Genomic DNA, 22,090 nt, shown 5'->3' with positions numbered 1-22,090 from the left:
TCGCCGCACCCGGATTCGCGGCGCCCGGATTCGCACGGTCATCTCCGTCCCGCGGCGATCGGCAGGGGGACCGCGTCGATCAGCGCCCGGGTGTACGCATGCTGCGGATCGGCGAAAATCTGCTCCGCCGGGCCGGATTCGACGATCTTGCCGCGATACATGACACCGATGTCGTGAGCGAGATTGCGGACCACCGAAAGATCGTGGGAGACGAACAGATACGACAGCCCGTGCTCGATCTGCAGATCCCGCAACAGGTTCAGCACACCGGCCTGGATGGAGACGTCGAGCGAGGACGCCGGTTCGTCGAGCACCAGCAGTTCGGGGTCCAGCGCCAGGGCGCGCGCTATGTTGATGCGCTGCTTCTGGCCACCGGAGAAGTCGCCGGGATAGCGGTCGGCGTGGTCGGGACTCAGGCCGACCTGCCTCAGCAGTTCCGGGATCCGGCGGCGGATCTCGTCGCGCGGGCGGCCGTCGATGCGCAGCGGCTCGGCCAGCGCGTCGAAGATCGGCAGCCGCGGATCCAGCGACCCCGAGGGATCCTGGAAGACGATCTGCACCTTGCGGCGGATCTCGCGCCGCCGCGCCTTGGTGAGGGTCGCGACATCGTCGCCGAGCACCTCGATGCTGCCGCCCTCCGGCCGCGCCAGGTCCATGACCTGGGTCAGCGTGGTGGATTTACCCGAACCGGACTCGCCGACCAGCGCGAAGGTGCGTCCCTTGCGCACCTCGAAGCTGATGCCGTCCACCGCCCGCACCTCACCCGTGCGGCGCTTGAAGACCACGCCCGAGGTGAGCGGGAACGTCTTCGTCAGATCCGAGACACGCAGCACCACACCGGGATCCGCGGCCGGCTCGGCGTCGGGTGTCTCGATCTCCCTGCGGTAGGCCGTGAACAGGTCGTCCGTGCCGACCTCCGCGGTGCGGATACAGGCGGCGGGATGCCCCGGACCGGTCTCGCGCAGCGGTGGTTCGGCGGTGCGGCACTCGTCGATCGACACCGGGCAGCGCGGCGCGAACGGGCAGCCCGGCGGCAGCGCGTGCATGATCGGCGGGGCGCCGGTGATCGGGATGAGCGGGGTGCGCGGCGGGCCGTCCATGCGCGGGATGGAGCCGAGCAGGCCGACCGTGTACGGCATCCGGGGAGCGTGGAAAAGGTCTGCGGCACCGGCGGTCTCGACGACCCGACCGGCATACATGACGGCGACCCGGTCGGCGAGGGTGGCCGCGATCCCCATGTCGTGGGTGATCATCACGACGCCGGCGCCGGTGATGTCGCGGGCCTTGCGCAGCAGATCCAGGATCTGCTTCTGCACCGTGACATCCAGTGCGGTGGTGGGCTCGTCGCAGATGATGAGCTCCGGATCGTTGGCGATCGCCGTCGCGATCACCACCCGCTGGCGCATGCCGCCGGAGAACTCGTGCGGAAAGCCCTGCGCGCGCGTCTTCGGATCGGGAATGCCGACCAGATCCAGCAGTTCGACGGCCCGGTCGGCGGCCTGGCGCCTGGTCATCTTCTTGTGCGTCAGCAGGGCTTCCGCGATCTGGTCGCCCACCCGGTAGACCGGCGTCAGCGCCGACAGCGGATCCTGGAAGACCATGCTGATCCGGCTGCCGCGCAGCGCCGACAGCCGCTTGTCGCTCATCCCGAGAAGTTCCTTGCCGCGCAACCGGATCGAGCCGCGCACCCGGGCCTGCTCGGGCAGCAGGCCCATCACGGCGAGCGACGACACCGACTTGCCCGACCCGGATTCGCCGACGATGGCCAGCACCTCGCCGTCGGACACCGTGTAGTTCACGCCGCGCACCGCGTCGACGCGGCCCTCCTCGCTGGGAAAGGACACGCGCAGATCCGAGACCTCCAGCAGCGGTGCGGTGGGCGGTTGCTCGTTCGCCTTCGCTGCCGTGCCCTCGTCGGTCATGCCGGGGCCGTTCATTCCGGGCCCTTTCCTGCTGGGGTCTCTCGTTCGGTCGCGTCGGAGTTCGGCGAGGCGGTGTCTCGGTCGCCCTTGCGCTTTCGCGCCCGCGCTCGCTTGGACGTGGGATCGAAGGCATCGCGCAGGCCGTCGCCGACCAGGTTCGCGCACAGCACCGTGACGATCAGCAGCCCACCGGCGAACAGGAACAACCACGGGTAGGTGAGTGCCGACTTGGTGCCGGTGGCGATCAGCGAGCCGAGCGAGATGTCCGGCGGCTGCACGCCGAAACCCAGGAAGCTCAGGCCGGTTTCGGCCATGATCGCCGCGCCGACCGCGAGCGTGGTGTCGATGATCAGGATGGAGGCGATGTTGGGCACGATGTGGGTGGTGATGATCGTCCACGTCGAGGCGCCCATATAGCGTGCCGCGCGCACGAATTCGCGTTCCTTCAGGCTCAGCGTCAGCCCGCGCACGATCCGGGCGCTGATCATCCAGCTGAACGCGGCGAGCAGGCCGATCAGCAGCAGGGTCGACCCGGTGCCCTTCATCCGCGGCGCGAAGATCGCCACGATGATGAAGCTCGGCACCACGAGCAGCAGGTCCACCAGCCACATGACGGCGCGGTCGGTCCAGCCGCCCAGCAGTCCGGCCACCGAGCCGGCCAGGGCGGCGATGAAGCCGGCGATGAGGGCGACGCTGAATCCGATGATCAGCGATTTCTGTAGCCCGCGCAGGGTCTGGGCGAGGACGTCCTGGCCGATCTGGTTGGTGCCGAACGGATGTGCGGGGCTCGGTGGTTGCAGCAGCGCCGCGTAGTCCAGTTCCTGGTAGTCGTAGGGCAGGAACGCGGGCAGCGCGAACGCCAGCACCAGCATGAGCAGCAGGACGATACCGCCGCCGACGGCCGGCTTGTTGCGGCGGAACCTGCGCCACACCAGTTTCCGGCGCCCGGCGGCCTGCGGCTCGGGAGCGCCCTGGATGATGATTTCGGTTTCGGTCATGCTCCCACTCGCACCCGTGGATCGAGGATCGCGTAGGCGATGTCGGACAATAGTCCCGATACCAGGATCACCAGACCGGCGAATGCCGTTACGGTGACCACGATGTAGAGGTCCTGTGCGTCGATTCCGTTGATCAGCCATTCGCCGACGCCGTGCCAGCCGAAGATCTTCTCGGTGAACGTCGCGCCCGTGATCAGGGCGCCCAGGCTGTAGGCGAACAGCGTCGCCATCGGGATCAACGCGGTCCGCAGGCCGTGCTTGTACAGTGCGCGGCTGCGGGTCAGCCCCTTCGCGCGGGCGGTGCGGATGAAGTCGCTCTGCAGCACGTCGAGCATCGCATTGCGTTGGTAGCGGCTGTAACTGGCCATCGCGGCGAGCGCCAGGCCCAGCGTGGGGACGATCATGTGCTGGACGCGGTCGACGATCTGGTTCCACAACCCGTGTACCGCGGTCGCCGAGGTCTCGCCGGTATAGAGGAATATCTGCTGCCCGGTGGCCGTATTGATTTCCAGCGCACCGTATTTCAACAGGGTCGCGAGCAGGAATACCGGCGTGCTGAGCACCAGCAGCGACACGATGGTGGTGAAGTAGTCGCTGAATCTGTATTGCCGGATCGCGCCCGCCGCGCCGATCAGCACGCCCAGCGCGGTGCCGACCAGCGAACCGATCACCAACAGCCGCAGGCTCACCCCGACCCGGCGGCCCAGTTCCTCGCTGACCGGTTGCCCCGCCAGCGTCTGGCCGAAGTCGCCGTGCGCGATGCCGCTCACCCAGGTGGCGTAGCGCTGTGGAATCGGCTCGTCGAGATGCAGTTCCTTGGCCTTCGCATCGATCACGGCCTGCGGTGGGCGCGGATTGCGCTGCTCCAGGCTGTCCAGCGGGCGGAAGGTGAGCGACGCGAGACTGAAGGTCAGGAAGGTCGCCAGCACCAGCAGCACGACATAGTTGAGCGCGCGTCGCAGCAGAAAGCCGGTCATCGGTCCCCTCGGGTTGGTTGCTAGCCCCCGATCATAAGGACAGGTGGCGAAAGAGGCGTGCCAAGGAGGGGTCGCGACATGCGCGGATCGCCGTCGGGCCGGACGCGGGCCTGGTGTGCGGCGGTCGCGGGCGGTACCCGCAGGTAAGGGGTCTGGATCCCGGACGACCGTCGGTGTGTCGGTCGGCGGACGGCGGCACCGCGGCGCGGGTGACCGCCGATCCGGTCGTGATTACGGCGGGCGACCGGTTTCGGGCAGGATGGACGAGGTGACGCGCCTGCACCTACCCGCACCGAAGATGGTGGCCACCGATGTCGACGGCACCCTGATCGACGAGCGTGAGCGCGTCAGCCCGCGCACCAAGACCGCGGTGGCCGCGCTGATCGCCGACGGTGTGCCGTTCGTGCTCGCCACCGGCCGGCCGCCGCGCTGGATCGATCCCGTCGTGGAGGGTCTCGGCTATGCGCCGCTGTGCGTATGCGGCAACGGCGCGGTGATCTACGACAGCGCCTCGGATCGCATCCTGCACACCAGCACCCTCGACGTCGAGAGCCTGGCCTGGATCGCCGATCTGGCCGAGTGGGTGCTGCCCGGCTGCGGCCTGGCCGCCGAGCGCGTCGGGGCGAGCGCGCAGGACGCGGCGACCCCGCAGTTCGTGAGTTCGCCGGAGTACGAGCACGCCTGGCTGAATCCCGACGACACCCAGGTCGCTCGCCGCGAGGTGACCGCGGCGCCGGCGATCAAGATGCTGATCCGATTGCCCGGCGCGACGAGCGCCGAGATGCGCACCGCACTGGAACCGAAACTGGCGGGACGGGCCGATATCACCTACTCGACCGACAACGGCCTGATCGAGCTGTCGGCCCCCGGCGTCACCAAGGCCTCCGGACTGGCCATCGTCGCCCAGCGGCTCGGGGTCCAGCACGGCACCGTGGTCGCCTTCGGCGATATGCCCAACGATGTCCCGATGCTGCGCATGGCCGGCCACGGCGTCGCCATGGCCAACGGTCACGCCGAGGCCCGCGCCGCCGCCGACGAGGTCACCGCCACCAACACGGCCGACGGCGTCGCCCAGGTTCTGGAACGCTGGTGGGCAAGCTGATTCAGCCCGTTCCCACCCGCTCCAGCACGATGTCGGCGACCCGTTCCACGGGCACGGTCGTCACCACCTCCAGCGTGGCGGACGCGCGCAGCAGCGGTTCCACCGCGGCGAGATTGTCCAGCGTCTCGGTGAGTTCGGCCGGATCCTTGCCGTAGGGGTTGTCGGTGCGGGTGCGCAGCCGTTCGACGAGAACGTCCGCCGGGGCGCTGAGCAGCACGATGTGGTCGAAGCGGGGATAGAACAGCGTCTGGTTGCGCGTGGTGCCCTGGACGAACAGCAACTCCGGTCCGTCCGGCGCGGTGTCCAGCAGGGCCGCGATCCTGTCGATACGCCACAACCGCTCGCCGTCGACGGTTTCGTAGTAGTCGCCGTAGTCGGTGTCGACAGTCCGGTGGCCGCGCCGGGCCAGCTCCCGCAGCAGCGCCGACTTGCCGACGCCGGACATGCCGGTGACCAGTACGCGCGTCATCCCGAAAGCCTATGGCGCGCAGCGGGCTCTGTGTTCGGGTGAACCTGTGCGGGACCGTCGTTACGGAGTTGCCGGGGCGGGCCGGTCGGCAGGCGCCTGCTCGACCGGCGGGACCGGGTCCGTCACGGGGGCGGGGTTCTCGGCGGGTGCCGGTTCCGCGACGGGGTCCGGGACGGTCGGGTGGCTCGGTGCCGGTGCGGTGACCGGGTTCTGCGGATCGGCATTGCTGTAGTTCTGCAGCAGGGTGGTGACGAGGCCCGAGACCTGGTTCAGGAGCAGGGAACCGTACTCGAAGTCGGCGCGCAGGCCGTCCGGAACCGGGTAGGCGGTGCGCAGCGGCAGGCCCAGCAGGCCGGATTCGGCGCCCAGCTGGAGGAAGCGGTCCAGGATGTGGCCGACCACCTCGACCACGTTGCCGTCCGGCGCCGCGTACACGTAGCCGTTGGCGAACTTGGCGTACTGCCCACCGCCCTTGGTGGGTTGCGGTTCGGAGGCGGCGGCGCCGAGATGCCCGTCCGCGCCGCCCTGTCCGGCCCAGTACTGGGCGATGACGTTGTCGCCGACCCGTTGCATCAACCGGCTCGTCTGATCGGCCAGGGCCGCGAGGTCGGTCTGGGGGCGTGGGGTTCCCGGCGCACCGTTGCCCGTCCGGGTGCCGCCCGCACCCGCCCGGGTGTTCGGCGTCCCGGCGGTGCTCGCGGCGATCTCGCGGATGCGATCCATCAGCGCGTACGCGGCGTCGCCCGGGCAGGTGGTGTTGCCGACGTCGCGGTGCGCGAACACGGTCGGCAGCTGCACCGCCTCGCCCTGCGCGTACGGCGTGAACTCGGTGCCCTCGGAATACATCGTGGTCTCGGCCGACGGGTCCAGGTTTCCGGCCCTGGCGCGCCAGCCGATGAACTGGCCGGTCGCCTGGATCGCGGCGTCGGTGGGCGGCTCGGATTCGAAGTCGCCCATCATCGCGACGCCCGAGGTGTTCTCGTTGAACCCGCCCGCGTGCGCGCCCTGCACCGGCCGGTCCAGCCCGCCGTAGCGGCCCTCGAAGATCTGCCCGTACTTGTCGACCAGGGCGTTGTACCCGATGTCGCACCAGCCCAGCGTCTTGGCGTGGTAGGCGTAGACGGCACGGACGATGCCTGCCGACTCGGCCTTCGAGTAGTCGTTGCGACCGGCGGTGTGGTGCACGGTGATACCGCCGAGGCCGTCGTCGTAGTGCGGTTCCTCGCAGCGGATCGATTCGTCGGCGCCCCACTGGGCGCGGGTGATCACCTTGGGCCCGCCGCCGGGCGCCGCCGCGGCCACCCTGGACAGGTTCTCGTCCACCGCGCCGCGGCCCGGGTCGATGAGCACCGCGGACAGGGCCGAGGCGGCCATCTGGGCCGGGTCGTCGGAGCGCCCGGGAATCGGCGCGGCGGCGTCCTTGCGGGTCGTCAGCACCTGGACGGAATTGGTATTCCCGACGTAGACCGGTTCGGTGCCGGTCACGCCGGCGGCGGCGTGGTCGTCGGCACGCGTGTCGACCCGTTCGGTGGAGAACCACGGCCCCCAGCTGCCGTCCGGCGTGCGCGCCCGGACCAGGGCGGTGGTGTCGCCGAGTTCCTTCGCGGTGAACGCCACCATGCTGAACGGGGTCTCGCGGGTGAGTTCCTTGACCTCCGCGCCGACCTGGTCGGCCAGTTCGGGTGCGACGGCGCCGGGCGAGAGGGCGGGGGCCGCGGGGTCGGAACCCGGGACGAGGGCCGGGTCGGCAGTGTCGGCGGGGGCGGGCGCGTCGGCAGTGTCGGCGGGAGCTGGCGCGTCGGAGGTGGGTGCGGGTGTGGCCGGCGCGGTCGCATCGGCCGGAACGGTCTCGTCGAGGGGAGCGTTGATGAATCCGGGCGCGCCGCCGGCGGTCGGCGTCGGCGGGCCGGCGGTCGGGCGATCGAACTGGGGCAGCGGGATCTCGCTGGGTAGTCGCACGCCCGGCGGCGTCGGGAGGCCGGGCGGTACGGGCAGTGCCCGGGGCAGCGGCAGCTTGCGCAGGTCGGACAGGTGCAGATCGGGCAGTTCGAGGCCGGTCAGTTCGCGCAGGGGCAGAACGACGTCGGGGGCGGAGGCGAGTCCCACCTCGGCCAGTTGCGCGGGGATAGCCGTCAGATCGCTCTCGGTGGTCGAATGGTACTCGGGCGTGTCGCGCAGAACGAGGGCCGCGAGTGGCGCGGTGACCGCGAGAGTCGTGACAACCGGGAGGATATACGGGCGTTTCGGTCTGCGGTACGGCACGAGCATCTCCCATTCAGGTAGAACCACCGGCCGTCAGTGCCCGAACGAGGGTTGATTCCTGACGGAACAATGGTCACACTAGTCCCAATCGTCACAAATCTAAACCTTTGGTTGAGGATTAGGGAAGATAACCCGAATGTAGCTTTCGGATAGCCGGACAGCGGGCAGGACATGCCGAGCGGAAATGTCACCGGTGCGTCGCCCGCGAAACCCGTGGGAGTGCACATGACAAGCACGAGAAGACGGCGGGCCGTGGTGGCGCGGCGGGGCGAGCTCGAGCGGCGTCGCCACCGGCGCCGCGCCGCGGTGGCGGGCCTGGCCGTGGCGGCGCTGACCGGCGGCACCGTCGTGGTGTGCCTGACCTGGCCGGAGGGGTCGCGCATCGACTCGTACCGCCCGCTGGCCGGTGTCGGCCACGGTCGCGGTATGAGCCAGGTCGGGGCCTTCGATCAGGCCACCGCGGGAGTCGCCGCCGACGGCATCCTCGCCCACTACTACCCGGGGGCGGTCGCGGGAGCGATCGGGCCCACCGAGGTGCGGGTGCGGCTGACGGTCGACGACAACGAGACCCTCGATGTCTTCTCCGACGCCGGGCTGACCGTCGCCGGACGGCGTGTCGTCCCCGGCCAGGTCGCCCACCTGACGCCGACGCCCGACGGCGGTGCGGACGTCGTGATCACGAACGGGTGCGCCGGCGACGTGCTCTGGCAGGGCGCCACCGACGACCCGTGGGCGTATCCGGTCGCCGCCGGAACCGACCGCCCGCCGGCCGAACATCTGAAGGTGTGCGGCGGCGGCACCTACCGGGGCACGCTGGGCGTCACCCTGGAGAACGGGGAGGCCCGCACCGTCGATCAGGTCGATGTCGACGATTACCTGCTGGGCGTGGTGCCCGCCGAGATGCAGGCCGACTGGGCCGACCGGGGCGGCGCCGAGGCGCTGCGCGCACAGGCGATCACGGCACGTTCCTACGCGCTGGCCGAGCACCGCTACCCCTACGCCCAGACCTGCGACACCACCGACTGCCAGGCCTATCCCGGCACCGAGAAGGAGGACCCCCGGTCCACCGCGGCCGTGCGGGCGACATCCGGCCGGGTACTGCTGCGGGACGGCCGGATCCTGCGCACCGAGTACTCGGCGGCGCCGAACGGCGGGCAACCCATCGACATCGGCACCCTCGAGGTCGGCCCGAGCCCGGACGAACTGGCGCCCTCCACGGCGGTGCCGCCCGGTGGTGCCGCGGCGGTGCCGCCCGATGTTCCTGCGCCGCCGCCCGACAGCGCGCAGCAGCAGGTGCGCGGCACCAGCGTCATCGACGCGAAGTATGCCGAAACCGGCGGACCCGCGGGACCGCTGGGCGAGGCGCTCGGCCCGGAGTCGTGGCTGCCGGGCCGGGGCGGCACGTACCGGATGTTCGGCAACGGCGTCATCATCGCCACCCCGACGCTGGGCGCCCGGGTCGTCGACTTCGGCACGCTGCTCCAGGTCGCACCGGAAACGGCACCCGGCGCCCGCACCGGCGCGGTGCCCGGCGGCACGGCGCTGCCGGGCGGTGGCACGGCCGCGCCCAACACCGCGGCCGTACCGACCCCGCGCGCCACCACCCCACCGGAGTCCCCGACCACTCAGCCGTCACAACCTCCCACGACGGGCCCGACGGAGCCCACTGCCCCGGGACCCACCGCTCCGGAACCCGCCGAGCCATGGTCCGGGCAGCCGTCCGCGGCGACCCCCGTCCCGTCCGGACAGGAACTGCCCACGGAATCGGCACCGCCCGCAACCGGCTGAGCGTGCGGACCACGGTGTATACCCGCCAGGTTTCGATATCCACGGCACTGTTCCTGCGATGTCCACGGCACCGTCGGCGATGAGAGCCCATCGAGCGTTGCCGACCCGATCCGTCGTGCTCGGAATGAGTTACCGGACTCGGTACGTGGTCCCGTGCCGATTCGGAATCCGTCCGGTGCCGCCGTGAGATAGCCCGCGTCGGCACGCATTTCGCAGCGGGAGCGGCACCGCGGACGGTCGGCGCCCTCCGCCGGAAGGAAGATTCGCGCCCGAAAACCGGCCGCGGTGACCAGGATTCGGCACGATTCGACGCCGGGACACCCCACAGCCCGGCGGACGTGCGGGGCACTCGCATTGCCGGATCGGGAGGACCCGGAGCGGGGCCGGACGGCGCACCGCGAACAAAGCGCAAGCGCGCCACGGAGATCGGTGGGTCCGGGCACGTCGTCGGTCGAGCGCGGTGAGACCGATCGGCGCACGGTAGAGTGCGCGGCCGAGCGACAAACAGGGGGAGTACCCATGAGTTACCCGTACGGCCAACCGGAATATCCGCCGCACGGTTATCCGGGCTATCCCCAAGCCGGCTATCCGGTCTACGGCTACCCCGGCTATCCCCAGCCGGGTTATCCGATGCAGCGGGCGAGCGGCGGGGCGGCGATCACCGCCGGCATTCTCGCCGTCCTGCTCTGCCTGGTCGCGGTGTTCGGGATCATCACCTCCGTGAGCCTGGCCGCGCATGCGGATACCGATGATCTCGGCCTCCTCTACGCGGTCACCGGCGTCGAGGGGCTCATCGCGTTTGTGTGGCTGCTCGGCGGCATCATGTTGATGAATCGGAAGAACGCGGGCCGGATCATCCTCATCATTCTGTCGAGCATCGGCCTGCTCGGCGGCCTGGCCGGTACCGTCGCCGGGCTGGCGTCTCCCGTCCCCGCCACCGCCGTTCCGGGGATCGTCGGCGTGCTCGTGGCGCTGCTCATGCTCACCCTGACCCTGGTCGGCTCCACCAAGCGCTGGTGCGAGGAGGGCAACCTGCCGCCGTACCCGTACTACTGAGTTCCGTACTACTGAGTTCCGAACGACCGAGTTCCGGACTACCGAGTTCCGATATCGACCAGGATCGAGCAGACAGGGGCGGGCAGTGGCATATCCGTACGGGCCACCGAATTATGGGCAGCCGGGCTACGGGCAACCGGGCTATGGCTACGGGCCTTCGAAACCCGGTGGGGGAACGGCGATCACGGCGGGCATCCTGGCCCTGCTACACGGTGGGCTGCTCGCGCTGGCCTCGGTGGGTGCGACGGTGTCCACGATCCAGGACGCGCAGCGCGGTGCCGGTAGCCTGCCGGCCGAGATCGCGGCGCTGGTCGCGCTGATCGGTATCACGCTGATGTTCCTGGTCGGATCCGTCCTGCTGCTGTGCCGCCGGCGGATGGGGAGAATTCTCGTCATCGCGGCGACGACTCTCGCCATCGTGGCCTTCACCGTGGCGATGCTGGTGTCGGCGATGGTCGGCGACGGGTGGAAGAGGTCCGATCTCCTGGCCGTGGTCGTGATGCTGGCGATCGCGTACGCGATCGAACTGCTCATTCTCTGCCTTGCGGTAGCGAGCCCCACCGCCCGCTGGATAGCCGCCCGCGGCGCCGGGCGGCCTCCGGCATGGCCGCAGTATCCGTACTACTCGTAGCTGCCGCACAGGATGCGCCGCACGGCCTGAAGACGCCGGGAGAGGGGGCGGCTACGCTGGGCACCCGTGACCGTCGCAACCCCCTTCGATCTCATCGTCGTCGGCTCCGGATTCTACGGGCTGACCATTGCCGAACGTGCCGCCAACCTGCTCGGCAAGCGGGTGCTGGTGGTCGAGCGCCGCTACCACCTCGGCGGCAACGCGTACTCGGAGGCCGATCCGGAAACCGGTATCGAGGTACACAAGTACGGGGCTCACTTATTCCATACGTCGAACCAGCGGGTCTGGGAGTACGTCAACCAGTTCACCGAGTTCACCGGCTATCAGCACCGAGTGTTCGCCATGCACAAGGGGCAGGCCTACCAGTTCCCGATGGGGCTGGGCCTGATCTCGCAGTTCTACGGCCGCTACTTCAGCCCCGCCGAGGCCCGCGCGCTGATCGCGAAGGAGTCCGCGGAGATCGACACCAAGGATGCGAGCAACCTCGAGGAGAAGGCGATCTCGCTGATCGGCCGGCCGCTCTACGAGGCGTTCATCCGCGGTTACAACGCCAAGCAGTGGCAGACCGATCCGAAGAACCTCCCGGCCGGCACCATCACCCGGCTGCCGGTGCGCTACACCTTCGACAACCGCTACTTCAACGACACCTACGAGGGCCTGCCGAGGGACGGTTACACCGCCTGGCTGGCGCGGATGGCCGAATCCGAGCTGATCGAGGTCCGGCTGGACACCGACTGGTTCGAGGTGCGCGAGGAGATCCGCGCCCAGAGCCCGGACGCGCCGGTCGTCTACACCGGCCCGCTGGACCGCTACTTCGACTACGCCGAGGGCGAGCTGGGCTGGCGCACCATCGATTTCGAGACCGAGGTGCTGGAAACCGGCGACTTCCAGGGCACGTCGGTGATGAACTACAACGACGAGGACGCGCCCTACACGCGCATCATCGAGCCGCGGCACTTCCACCCGGAGCGGGACTGGTACCCGGACGACAAGACCGTGATCCAGCGCGAGTTCTCGCGTTTCGCGCAGTCCGGCGACGAGCCGTACTACCCGATCAACACCCCGGCCGACCGCGAGAAGCTGCTCGCCTACCGGGAGCGCGCCAAGAACGAAACCGCCTCGGCGAAGGTGCTTTTCGGCGGGCGTCTGGGTACCTACCAGTATCTGGACATGCACATGGCGATCGGCAGCGCGCTGAGCATGTTCGACAACGTACTGCGACCGCACCTGGAATCCGGTGCGGCGCTGGTGGACGAGGAGGGCTGATGAGCACCCGACGCGAGGCCCGGTCCGCGGGCATCGAGCCGGAGGCGGCGGTACACCGATGACGACGACGCTGGAAGAGATGACGACAACCACCGACACCCGCGCGAAATCCCTGCTGCAGCGCATCATCCTGCCGCGGCCGGGTGAGCCGCTGGACGTGCGCACCCTCTACCTGGAGGAGTCGCCCACCAATGCCCGTCGCGCCCACGCGCCCACGCGCACCTCGCTGTCGGTCGGCGCCGAGTCCGAGGTGTCGTTCTGCACCTACTTCAACGCGGTGCCGGCCAGTTACTGGCGGCGCTGGACGGTCCTGAAGTCGGTGGTGCTGCGGCTGGAGCTGTCCGGCCACGGCCGCGTGGACGTCTACCGGTCCAAGGCCGACGGATCGCGAATTCACGTGCAGGGGCGGGAATTCAGCGGCGTTGTGGATCCCGGCCGAGAGCATGCCGGGACGACGGCCGGCGACTCCCGTCATTCCGGCGCGCTTTCGGCCGGAATCTCGGTCGAGTTCGAGGTGGACCTGGGGCCGTTCGAGGACGGCGGCTGGATCTGGTTCGACATCACCTCCGACTCGCAGGTCGAGCTGCGCAGCGGCGGCTGGTTCGCGCCCGTCGAGGCGCCGGGCGAGGGCAGTATCGCGGTCGGCATGCCGACGTTCAACCGGCCCACCGACTGCGTGAACACCCTGGCGGCGCTGGGCTCGGATCCGTTGGTGCTGGAGAAGATCAAGGCCGTCATCATCCCGGATCAGGGCACCCGCAAGGCCGTCGACGAGCCCGGGTTCGCCGAGGCCGCGGCCGTGCTCGGCGACCGGCTGTCCATCCACGACCAGCCCAATCTGGGCGGTTCCGGCGGCTACAGCCGGGTCATGTACGAGGCGCTGAAGACCACCGACGCCCAGTACATCGTCTACATGGACGACGATATCGAGATCGAGCCCGACTGCATCCTGCGCGCGCTGGCGTTCGCCCGGTTCACCCGCACGCCGACGCTGGTCGGCGGCCAGATGCTCAACCTGCAGGAGCGCTCGCACCTGCACACCATGGGCGAGGTCGTCGACCGCGCCACCTGGATGTGGACCGCGGCCCCGAACGTCGAGTACGACCACGACTTCTCGAAATACCCGCTGCGCGACCGGGACAACTCCAAGCTGCTGCACCGGCGCATCGACGTCGACTTCAACGGCTGGTGGACCTGCGTGATCCCGCGGGTGGTGGCCGAGCAGCTCGGCCAGCCGCTGCCGCTGTTCCTGAAGTGGGACGACGTCGAGTACGGCCTGCGCGCCCGCGCCGCCGGCTACCCGACCGTCACGCTGCCCGGCGCCGCGGTGTGGCATATGGCCTGGAGCGACAAGGACGACGCCATCGACTGGCAGGCCTACTTCCACCTGCGCAACCGCCTGGTGGTCGCGTCGTTGCACCTGCCCAACGACGGCCGCCCGATGGTCCTCAACACGATCAAGGCGACCCTGAAACACCTGCTCTGCCTGGAGTATTCGACGGTCGCCATCCAGAACCAGGCGATCCGCGACTACCTGGCCGGTCCGGATCGGCTGTTCCAGCTGCTGCCCACCGCGCTGGGCAGCGTGGCGCAGATGCGCAAGGATTTCCCGGACGCGGTGACCGTGCCCTCCTCCACCGAACTGCCGCTGCCCAGCGGCGCGGATGTGGGCGCGGTGGGCGAACCGGGCAATCCGATCGCCAAGATCGTCCGGCTGGCCAAGGGCGTGCTGCACAACCTGCGCCCGGCCAGGTCCGAACATCACGACCGGCCGCAGCTGAACGTGCCCACCCTGGACGCCCGCTGGTACCTGCTCTCGCAGGTCGACGGCGTCACGGTGACCACCGCGGACGGCCGCGGCGTGGTCTACCGCAAGCGCGATCCGCGGCAGGCGTGGGGGCTGTTCAAGGAGGCGATGCGGTTGCGCCGCGAACTGGCCGCCCGCTTCCCGTCGATGCGAGAGCAGTATCGTGCCGCGCATCCGCGGTTGACCAGCACCGCGGCCTGGGAGAACGCCTTCGGAATCGGCCGGACGGGAGCAGGAGACCAGTGACAGCGCCGGCATCCGGGCCGGCCGACGCGCCCCACCTGCGCGTCGTGCCCGAGCCCGCGGCGGCCTCGCCCGCGGAAGTCAAGATCATCAACGTCGTTCAGGGGACCATCGGCCGCAATCCGGCGGTCGTCAAGGCCGCCCGCGGCATGTCGCATTTCGGCGAGCATTCGCTCGGCTGGGTGGGCATCGGCGCCGTGGGCGCGCTGCTGGACAAGCCGCGCCGGCGGCAATGGGCCGGCGTCGCCGTCGGCGCCTTCGGTGCCCACGCGGCGTCGGTGATCATCAAGCGCGTCGTCCGCCGCCCCCGGCCGCACGACCCATCGGTGCAGGTCAACGTGTCGACACCGAGCAAGCTGAGCTTCCCGTCGTCCCATGCGACGTCCACGACGGCAGCGGCGGTATTGCTCGGCAGACTCACCGGGCTACCCTGGCCTGCGGCGCTCGTGCCGCCGATGCTGTTGTCCCGGATCGTGCTCGGGGTGCACTACCCCTCGGATGTGCTCGCCGGGTCCGCGCTGGGCGCCGCGTCCGCAGCAGCCGTGCTCGCCGCCGAAAAGAGAACCAGCCGTGACCGCACAGGAAAGAACTCTCGTTGACATGAGTGAAGAGCCGACCAGCGTCGACCTGGACGAGGCCGTCATCAAGGGGCCGCCGAAGACCCTGGTCGGCGGACTCGTCAAGGCCGTGCGCCCGCGCCAGTGGGTGAAGAACATTCTGGTGCTGGCGGCTCCGGCGGCGGCCGGCGCCGAGGCCATCTCCAGCGCGGCGGTGCTCGGCAAGGTCGCCATCGCCTTCGTCGCGTTCTGCCTGGCGGCCTCGAGTATCTACCTGGTCAACGACGCGATGGACGTGGAGGCCGACCGGGCCCATCCGACCAAGCGCTACCGGCCGATCGCGGCGGGGGTCGTTCCCGTCAATCTCGCCTACGCGCTGTCGCTCGTGCTCCTGGTCGGTTCGATCGCGGTGTCGTTCGTGGCCGCCTGGCAGCTGGCCGTGGTGACGGCGGTCTACATCGCCATCCAGCTCGCCTACTGCTTCGGCCTCAAGCACCAGGCCGTGCTCGACATCTGCATCGTGTCGTCGGGCTTCCTGCTGCGTGCGGTCGCCGGCGGCGCGGCGGCGAATATCGTGCTGTCACAGTGGTTCCTGCTGGTCATGGCCTTCGGGTCGCTGTTCATGGCGGCGGGCAAGCGGTACGCCGAGCTGCGGATCGCGCTCGACACCGGCGCCAAGATCCGCAAGTCGCTGCAGTACTACACGCCCACCTACCTGCGCTTCATCTGGACCCTGGCGGCCACCGCGGTGGTGGTGTTCTACGGCCTGTGGGCATTCCAGCAACAGCAGTACAAGGACACCCAGTGGTACGCGATCTCGATGATCCCGTTTACCATCGCAATCCTGCGTTACGCGGTCGACGTCGACGGTGGCGAGGCCGGTGAACCCGAAGAGATTGCGCTGGGGGATCGCATTTTGCAACTCCTGGCCATCGCCTGGATCGGAGCGATAGGTGTCGCTGTCTATCTCGCCTGACGCGAGGGTAGCGGGAGAAGAGCGCGAAGACGGTCCGCCGACCAGCACGCTGGCGGTCGGCGAGCAGGAGCGGGAGGCGGGCGCCTCCCGCTTCGTGCAGTTGTCCCGGGCTACCCTCGCCGGTGGGGTGGTACTCACCGTGGTCCTGTTCGCGGCCGGCGCCTGGCAACGGCGCTGGATAGCCGACGACGGCCTGATCGTGTTGCGCACGGTGCGCAACCTGCTGGCCGGCAACGGGCCGGTGTTCAACGTGGGCGAGCGGGTGGAGACCAACACCAGCGCCGCCTGGACCTACATCGTCTGGTTCTTCAGCTGGATCACCCAGGCCCGGCTCGAGTACGTGGTGCTCGCCGTGGCGCTGGTGCTGTCACTGCTGGCCGTCGTGTTCGCCATGCTGGGTTCGGCCCGGCTGTGGGGCGGCGCCTCGGCCACCCAGCTGCTGTTGCCGGCCGGTGCCCTGGTCTACGTCGCGGTGCCGCCGGCGCGCGACTACGCCACCTCGGGCCTGGAGAACTGCCTGGTCATCTTCTGGCTGGGCGTGCTGTGGTATCTGCTGATCCGCTGGAGCCGGGCCGAGAACCCGGGCCCGGCAAGCTATCTCGGGCTGGTGTTCTGGGCCGGGCTGTCGTGGCTGGTGCGCCCGGAGATGGTCGTACTCGGCGGCCTGGTGCTGCTGCTGGTCTTCTTCGCCCCGATGCCGTCGATGCGGCGGCTGCGGCCGATCGGCATCCGGGCGCTGCTGGTCGCGGTCGGCGGCGCGGTACCGGTCTGCTACCAGATCTGGCGGATGGGCTACTACGGCCTGCCCTATCCGAATACCGCGGTGGCCAAGGAGGCGAGCGGCGCCAAGTGGGGGCAGGGCTTCGTCTATCTGTGGGATCTGCTCGGCCCGTATTTCCTCTGGGTGCCGCTGGTGGTGTTGGCGGTGTTCGCGCTGGGGATCGTGCGCTCGCGCCGCTCGCAGCCCGCAATGGCCGAGGGGGAGGCCGCGAGCCGGCTGCCGCGGTGGCAGCGCCGCCTGCGTACCCCCGGCGCGGTGGTGGCGCTGATGCTCGTCGGCGCGCTGCTGCTGGTGGCGTTCAACCTCCGGGTCGGCGGCGACTTCATGCACGGCCGAATGCTGCTGCCGCAGTTGTTCATTCTGCTGCTGCCGGTCGCGGTGCTGCCCGTGCGGCTGCCCGACCGGGTCGCCGGCCGGGTCCGGTGGGCGCGGCCGTCGTTCGCACTGCCGCTGGTGGCCTGGGCGGGCACGATGATCTGGGCGGGGCTCGTCGCCGGCACCGTGGCCAACACCTCCGGCAGCCAGCTCAGCGCCTCCGGCATCGTCGACGAGCGAATCTATTACGTGCTCAACAGCGGCCACGATCATCCGATCCGGGCCGAGGACTATCTGGACTACCCGCGCATGCGCGCGATGGTGCAGGCCATCGACAACACCCCGGACGGCGGGCTGATCATCAACTCACCGTCGTTCATGATGTGGTACGTCGCACCGCCGCCGCTGCCGATACCGGACGGCGGCGTCGGGCATACCGTCTACTTCCTGAACCTGGGCATGACGAGCATGAACGCGCCGTTGAACGTGCGCGTGATCGATCAGGAGGGCCTGGCGTATCCGCTGGCCGCGCACACCGATCGGCTCGTCGACGGTCGCATCGGCCACGACAAGAATCTCTACCCGGACTGGGTGCTCATCGATACCGGCATGGTGGACAAGCATCCGTGGATGCCGCCGTTCATGGACGAGAAGTGGGTGATGCAGGCCCGCACGGCGCTGAGCTGCCCGGCCACCCAGGATCTGCTGGCGTCCTATCGCGCCCCGCTCACCCGAGCGCGGTTCAAGCACAACATCGTTCAGTCCCTGGACTTCGCGAAGTACCGCCTCGAACGGGTGCCCGAGTACGAGATCCAGCGCTGCCATCTGGTCGATCCGGTTCCCGATCCCGCGCCGAACTGAGTGGGGTTTATGCCACTCTGTCTCAATTCGGTAACGCCGGAGTGGCGCCGAAGCGATAGGCTCCCATGAGTACGTCCGTCGGGGACGCGTGCCGGCATGCGTTGCGACGGGCTATCCGCAGAAGGTAAGCGGCCGGGCCGGCCGCGCAAGGGAAAGGCCGAACAGAGTATGCGAGCCGTGACTGTGCGCTGGGCGCAGGGAAGACGTTGGAGACCGTCGCCGCAGCGAGGCTCGCGCCGGGCCGGTTGGATGAAGCGATCGGTCCTGGGTGTCGCCGTGGCGACGTTGCTGCCGTTCGGGGTGTCGGTGGCAGGAGCCGGGACCGCGAACGCCGCCTTCGACCCGGCGGCGATCGACTTCTGGGTCGACTCACCGACCATGGGCCCCATCAAGAGCCGGGTGTTCCGGGCCGCCGACGGCAACACCAGCCGGGTGGTCTACGCACTCGACGGTATGCGTGCCCAACAGAACATCAGCGGCTGGGAAAACGACACGAACGTCGCCGCCGAGCTGACCAAGGCCAATATCAACGTGGTCATGCCGGTCAGCGGTCAGTCCAGCTTCTACGCGGACTGGAATTCGCCGAGCTCGTTCCTCGGCCTGCCGCCGATCTCCGGGTCGTCCTCCGGATCCGCCTCGGGCTCCGGCGCGACCCAGGTGCTGGCCGACGGCCCGGGCAAGAGCTACCGCTACGAGTGGGAGACCTTCCTGACCCGCGACCTGCGCAACGCGCTGCGCGATCGAATGGGCTTCAGCACCACCCGCAATGGCGTCTTCGGCCTGTCCATGGGTGGCAGCGCGGCGCTGACGCTGGCCGCCTACCACCCCGAGCAGTTCAGCTACGCCGGCTCCTACTCCGGTTATCTCAACGTGTCCGCGCCTGGTATGAGGGAGGCGCTGCGCGTGGCGATGATCGACGCGGGTGGCTACAACATCGATTCGATGGCGCCGCCGTGGGGCCCGCAGTGGCTGCGGATGGATCCGTTCGTGTTCGCGCCGCGGCTGAAGGCCAACAACACCCGGCTGTGGATCTCCGCGGGTAGCGGCCTGCCCGGCCCGACCGACGGCCCGAACTTCAACACGCTCAACGGGATGGGCCTGGAGGCGCTGGCGCTGGCCAACACTCGCGCGTTCCAGGTGCGGATGATGTCGCTGGGCGCCGGCAACGTCACCTACGACTTCCCGAGCGTCGGCGTGCACAACTGGCGCTACTGGGAGACCGAGGTCTACCGGATGCTTCCGGATCTGTCGGCCAATATCGGCTGATCCCGGATCGTCCCGAGGCCCCACGACGGCACCGTCCGTCGTGGGGCTTCGTCTTTCCCATACCGTCTTTTCCCTGTGCCAGATATTTGCTGAACCACGGTCGGTGGGCTCCGTTCGAACCGCTGCAGGGCTATTCTGTGTCTCAGGTCACTGTTTGGCTCATTTCCGAGTTGAATCACTTTGTTGCAACACCGGATCGCCGATACTCGATTCGTAACGCAGTACCAGCAGTACAACGGCGCGCTCGGCGTGCCGACGGTTTTGTCTGTGTTGTCCGAAGGTGAGGACAGGGGACGCGCGGTGAGGGAATGTGCGCGCTCGGTCCTCGAGGGAAAGGTCGAACTCGATGCGATTTGCGCGCAGGAAGCCGAAGCCCGTCGGTTCAGGTGGTTCGTGGCTGAGGCGATCGGTGCTGGGCATGACACTGGCGATGCTGCTTCCCCTGGGGGTGTCCGTGGCGGGCAGCGGCGCGACCGCATCGGCGGCCTTGGATCCGGCGGGCTTCGACTTCTGGGTGGATTCGCCGGTGATGGGTCCGATCAAGTCGCGGGTCTTCCGTGCCAAGGACGGCAACACCGATCGCGTCGTCTACGTTCTCGACGGCATGCGGGCGACACCGACGATCAGCGGCTGGGAGATCGAGACCAACGTCTCCCAGGTCCTGACCGACTGGAACATCAACGTCGTGATGCCGGTGGGCGGCCAGTCCAGCTTCTACGCCGACTGGAACGCGCCGAGTTCGTTCTTCGGCGCCGGGCCGACCGGGGCCGGATCCTCCACCGGTTCGGGTGCGACCGAGACATTCCTGGACGGGCCGGGTAAGAGCTACCGCTACGACTGGGAGACCTTCCTCACCGTGCAGCTGCACGATGCGCTGCGCGACCGGCTCGGCTTCCGGGCCGACCGCAACGGCGTCTTCGGCCTGTCCATGGGCGGCAGCGCGGCGCTGACGCTGGCCGCCTACCACCCGGAGCAGTTCAGCTTCGCCGGTTCCTTCTCCGGCTACCTCAACAACTCCGCACCCGGTATGCGGGAGGCGATCCGGGCGGCGATGATCGATGCCGGCGGCTACAACGTCGATTCGATGGCGCCGCCGTGGGGCCCGCAGTGGCTGCGGATGGATCCGTTCGTGTTCGCACCGCGTTTGGTGGCCAACAACACCCGCGTGTGGATCGCCGCGGGCAGCGGCGTCCCGTCGCCGCAGGATCTGGGCCTGCCGCCGGGAGCCGCCGCCGACCACATCATCCGGGGTGCTCCGCTGGAAACGCTGGCGCTGGCCAATACCCGTGCCTTCCAGGTCCGGATGATGTCGCTGGGCGCGCAGAACGCGGTCTATTCGTTCCCGGCGGTCGGCGTGCACGACTGGTTCAACTGGCAGGACGAGGCGTACCGGATGATCCCGGACCTCTCCGCCAATATCGGCTGACGCCGGTCACGATTCGGTCTCGACGGGCGTTTCACCCGAGGTCGGTCCCGAATACCTGCCTATAGAGGACTCCGAGGAATAACGCCGGAACCCCTCCTTCGCCATCGGAGGCCTTCGGCGCGGGTGTCGATCGTCAGGTATCTCGGGTTGCGGTCAACGCTGACCGCGCGGACGAAAGGTCGGGTCGATGCGGTCTGGGCGGAGTGGGCGCCGGTGGCGGAATCGCCGCCTCGGCCGTGCGCTGGCGGGAATGGCACTGGCGGTGGTGATTCCGGCCGCGGTGACGGTGGCCGGCCCGGCCGGTCCGGCGGCGGCGTCGTTCGATCCGGGCGGCATCGACTTCTGGGTCGACTCCGGCATGGGCCGGATGAAGACCCGGGTCTTCCGCGCCGCCGACGGCAACACCCAGCGGGTGGTGTACGCGCTCGACGGATTGCGGGCGCGAAACGACCTGTCCGGCTGGGAGATCGACACCGATATCTCGCGGGTGCTGACGCAGTGGAATATCAATGTGGTGATGCCGGTCGGCGGGCAGTCCAGCTTCTACAGCGACTGGGCGGCGCCGAGCAATACCAACGGCCAGCAGACCCCGTACGCGTGGGAGACGTTCCTGACCCGCGAGCTGCGTGACGCGCTGCGGGACCAACTGGGCTTCAGCCCGGTCGGCAACGGCATATTCGGCCTGTCCATGGGCGGCGGCGCCGCGCTCACCCTGGCGACCTACCACCCCGACCAATTCCGCTACGCGGCTTCCTATTCCGGATATCTGAACCCGTCGGGGCCGGGCATGCGCGAGTCGCTGCGGGTGGCAATGCTGGATGCCGGAGGCTTCAATATCGACGCGATGTGGGGCCCGCCGTGGGATCCGCGGTGGGCCCGCAACGATCCGACGGTGTCCGCACCGCTGTTGCGCCAGAACGGCACTCGGCTGTGGATTTCCGCGGGCAACGGCCTGCCCGGGCCGCGCGATGCCGTGCGCAGCCCGATCGACGCCTACCACCTGACCAATGCCGAGGGGCTGGAGACCATCGCGCTCGCGAACACCCATGCGTTCCAGGCCCGTCTCGGCGCGGCCAACGCGGTGTTCGACTATCCGCCGGTCGGGGTGCACTTCTGGCATTACTGGACCGACCAGGTCTACAAGATGCTGCCGGATCTGAGCGCCAACCTCGGTTAGCGAAACCGGGGATCGCCGTGCGGTTTTCGTATCGCGCGACAATCACCGGCCGGACGCGATAAAGTCTCCGCACCATCACAAAAGGTGCACGGGCGGATTTCGGTCACGCGGTTCGTCCCATCTTGCTAACGGTTGGACGGTCGAATATCGTCCAGCGAGCGCAAGTGTGACCAGTTCGTAGGCGCGCCGCCTCGCCTCGGCGGTCGGGAC

At 69.0% G+C, this 22,090-nt stretch carries 18 protein-coding genes; 12 read left to right on the top strand and 6 right to left on the bottom strand.

Features of this window, described 5'->3' with window-relative positions:
• Positions 1-38: 38 nt before the first annotated feature.
• The 3 genes from D892_RS0111040 to D892_RS0111030 are packed head-to-tail and all read right to left on the bottom strand — an operon-like array spanning position 39 to position 3,897.
• Entirely contained in the window at positions 39-1,922 is a 1,884-nt protein-coding gene (locus D892_RS0111040; protein WP_051499606.1) for an ABC transporter ATP-binding protein, read from the bottom strand.
• Between the two features lie 11 nt (positions 1,923-1,933).
• A complete protein-coding gene (locus tag D892_RS0111035) occupies positions 1,934-2,920 on the bottom strand; it encodes an ABC transporter permease (protein WP_024801293.1) in 987 nt (328 codons plus the stop codon).
• Positions 2,917-3,897 (bottom strand): ABC transporter permease, encoded by a 981-nt coding sequence (locus D892_RS0111030; protein ID WP_024801292.1) that lies wholly within the window; start codon positions 3,895-3,897, stop codon positions 2,917-2,919. Before D892_RS0111030 ends, D892_RS0111035 begins: the two co-directional genes overlap by 4 nt.
• 259 nt (positions 3,898-4,156) lie before the next feature.
• Here D892_RS0111030 and D892_RS0111025 point away from each other — a divergent pair, with 259 nt between their 5' ends.
• Positions 4,157-4,999 carry a Cof-type HAD-IIB family hydrolase gene (locus D892_RS0111025; RefSeq protein WP_024801291.1) on the top strand — a complete coding sequence of 281 codons (843 nt, stop codon included), beginning with the start codon at positions 4,157-4,159 and terminating at the stop codon, positions 4,997-4,999.
• 1 nt (position 5,000) lies between these two features.
• Here D892_RS0111025 and D892_RS0111020 read toward each other — a convergent pair whose 3' ends face one another.
• Positions 5,001-5,468: an AAA family ATPase gene (locus tag D892_RS0111020; protein WP_024801290.1), complete on the bottom strand. Its 468-nt coding sequence runs from the start codon at positions 5,466-5,468 to the stop codon at positions 5,001-5,003.
• A gap of 60 nt (positions 5,469-5,528) precedes the next feature.
• Positions 5,529-7,736 (bottom strand): N-acetylmuramoyl-L-alanine amidase, encoded by a 2,208-nt coding sequence (locus tag D892_RS0111015; protein WP_051499043.1) that lies wholly within the window; start codon positions 7,734-7,736, stop codon positions 5,529-5,531.
• A 219-nt stretch (positions 7,737-7,955) separates the two neighbouring features.
• Between D892_RS0111015 and D892_RS40915 the strand changes: the two genes are divergently transcribed.
• The 9 genes from D892_RS40915 (at position 7,956) to D892_RS0110970 (ending at position 19,277) form a co-directional block, all read left to right on the top strand.
• A complete protein-coding gene (locus D892_RS40915) occupies positions 7,956-9,518 on the top strand; it encodes a SpoIID/LytB domain-containing protein (protein ID WP_084161497.1) in 1,563 nt (520 codons plus the stop codon).
• Positions 9,519-10,037: 519 nt separating this feature from the next.
• Positions 10,038-10,574 (top strand): hypothetical protein, encoded by a 537-nt coding sequence (locus tag D892_RS47685; protein ID WP_024801287.1) that lies wholly within the window; start codon positions 10,038-10,040, stop codon positions 10,572-10,574.
• Positions 10,575-10,659: 85 nt separating this feature from the next.
• Entirely contained in the window at positions 10,660-11,205 is a 546-nt protein-coding gene (locus D892_RS0111000; RefSeq protein WP_024801286.1) for a hypothetical protein, read from the top strand.
• A 66-nt stretch (positions 11,206-11,271) separates the two neighbouring features.
• Positions 11,272-12,471, top strand: coding sequence for a UDP-galactopyranose mutase (gene glf, locus D892_RS0110995; protein ID WP_024801285.1), 1,200 nt, complete (start codon positions 11,272-11,274; stop codon positions 12,469-12,471).
• A gap of 79 nt (positions 12,472-12,550) precedes the next feature.
• On the top strand, positions 12,551-14,524 hold the full coding sequence (locus D892_RS0110990; protein ID WP_036568628.1) for a glycosyltransferase: 1,974 nt from the start codon (positions 12,551-12,553) through the stop codon (positions 14,522-14,524).
• Positions 14,525-14,568: 44 nt separating this feature from the next.
• Positions 14,569-15,120, top strand: a complete 552-nt coding sequence (locus D892_RS0110985; protein WP_036568625.1) for a phosphatase PAP2 family protein — start codon at positions 14,569-14,571, stop codon at positions 15,118-15,120.
• A gap of 1 nt (position 15,121) precedes the next feature.
• The gene (locus tag D892_RS0110980) at positions 15,122-16,054 is read left to right on the top strand and encodes a decaprenyl-phosphate phosphoribosyltransferase (RefSeq protein ID WP_024801282.1); all 933 of its coding nucleotides are present in this window, start codon (positions 15,122-15,124) and stop codon (positions 16,052-16,054) included.
• Positions 16,055-16,103: 49 nt separating this feature from the next.
• The gene (gene zomB, locus D892_RS0110975) at positions 16,104-18,011 is read left to right on the top strand and encodes a flagellar motor control protein ZomB (RefSeq protein WP_036568623.1); all 1,908 of its coding nucleotides are present in this window, start codon (positions 16,104-16,106) and stop codon (positions 18,009-18,011) included.
• 249 nt (positions 18,012-18,260) lie between these two features.
• Complete coding sequence (locus D892_RS0110970) at positions 18,261-19,277, top strand: alpha/beta hydrolase family protein (RefSeq protein ID WP_024801280.1); 1,017 nt, start codon at positions 18,261-18,263, stop codon at positions 19,275-19,277.
• A gap of 159 nt (positions 19,278-19,436) precedes the next feature.
• Here D892_RS0110970 and D892_RS47680 read toward each other — a convergent pair whose 3' ends face one another.
• Entirely contained in the window at positions 19,437-19,697 is a 261-nt protein-coding gene (locus D892_RS47680; RefSeq protein WP_198037213.1) for a hypothetical protein, read from the bottom strand.
• On the opposite strand from D892_RS47680, the gene D892_RS0110965 reads away from it, so the two are divergent.
• A complete protein-coding gene (locus tag D892_RS0110965) occupies positions 19,624-20,703 on the top strand; it encodes an alpha/beta hydrolase family protein (protein ID WP_024801279.1) in 1,080 nt (359 codons plus the stop codon). The two genes, D892_RS47680 and D892_RS0110965, sit on opposite strands and share 74 nt — an antisense overlap.
• A gap of 187 nt (positions 20,704-20,890) precedes the next feature.
• Entirely contained in the window at positions 20,891-21,880 is a 990-nt protein-coding gene (locus D892_RS0110960; RefSeq protein WP_024801278.1) for an alpha/beta hydrolase family protein, read from the top strand.
• Positions 21,881-22,090: the final 210 nt, after the last annotated feature.

The organism is Nocardia sp. BMG51109 (assembly GCF_000526215.1).
GTDB lineage: Bacteria > Actinomycetota > Actinomycetes > Mycobacteriales > Mycobacteriaceae > Nocardia.
This window is presented reverse-complemented; position numbering and strand designations above follow the sequence as displayed.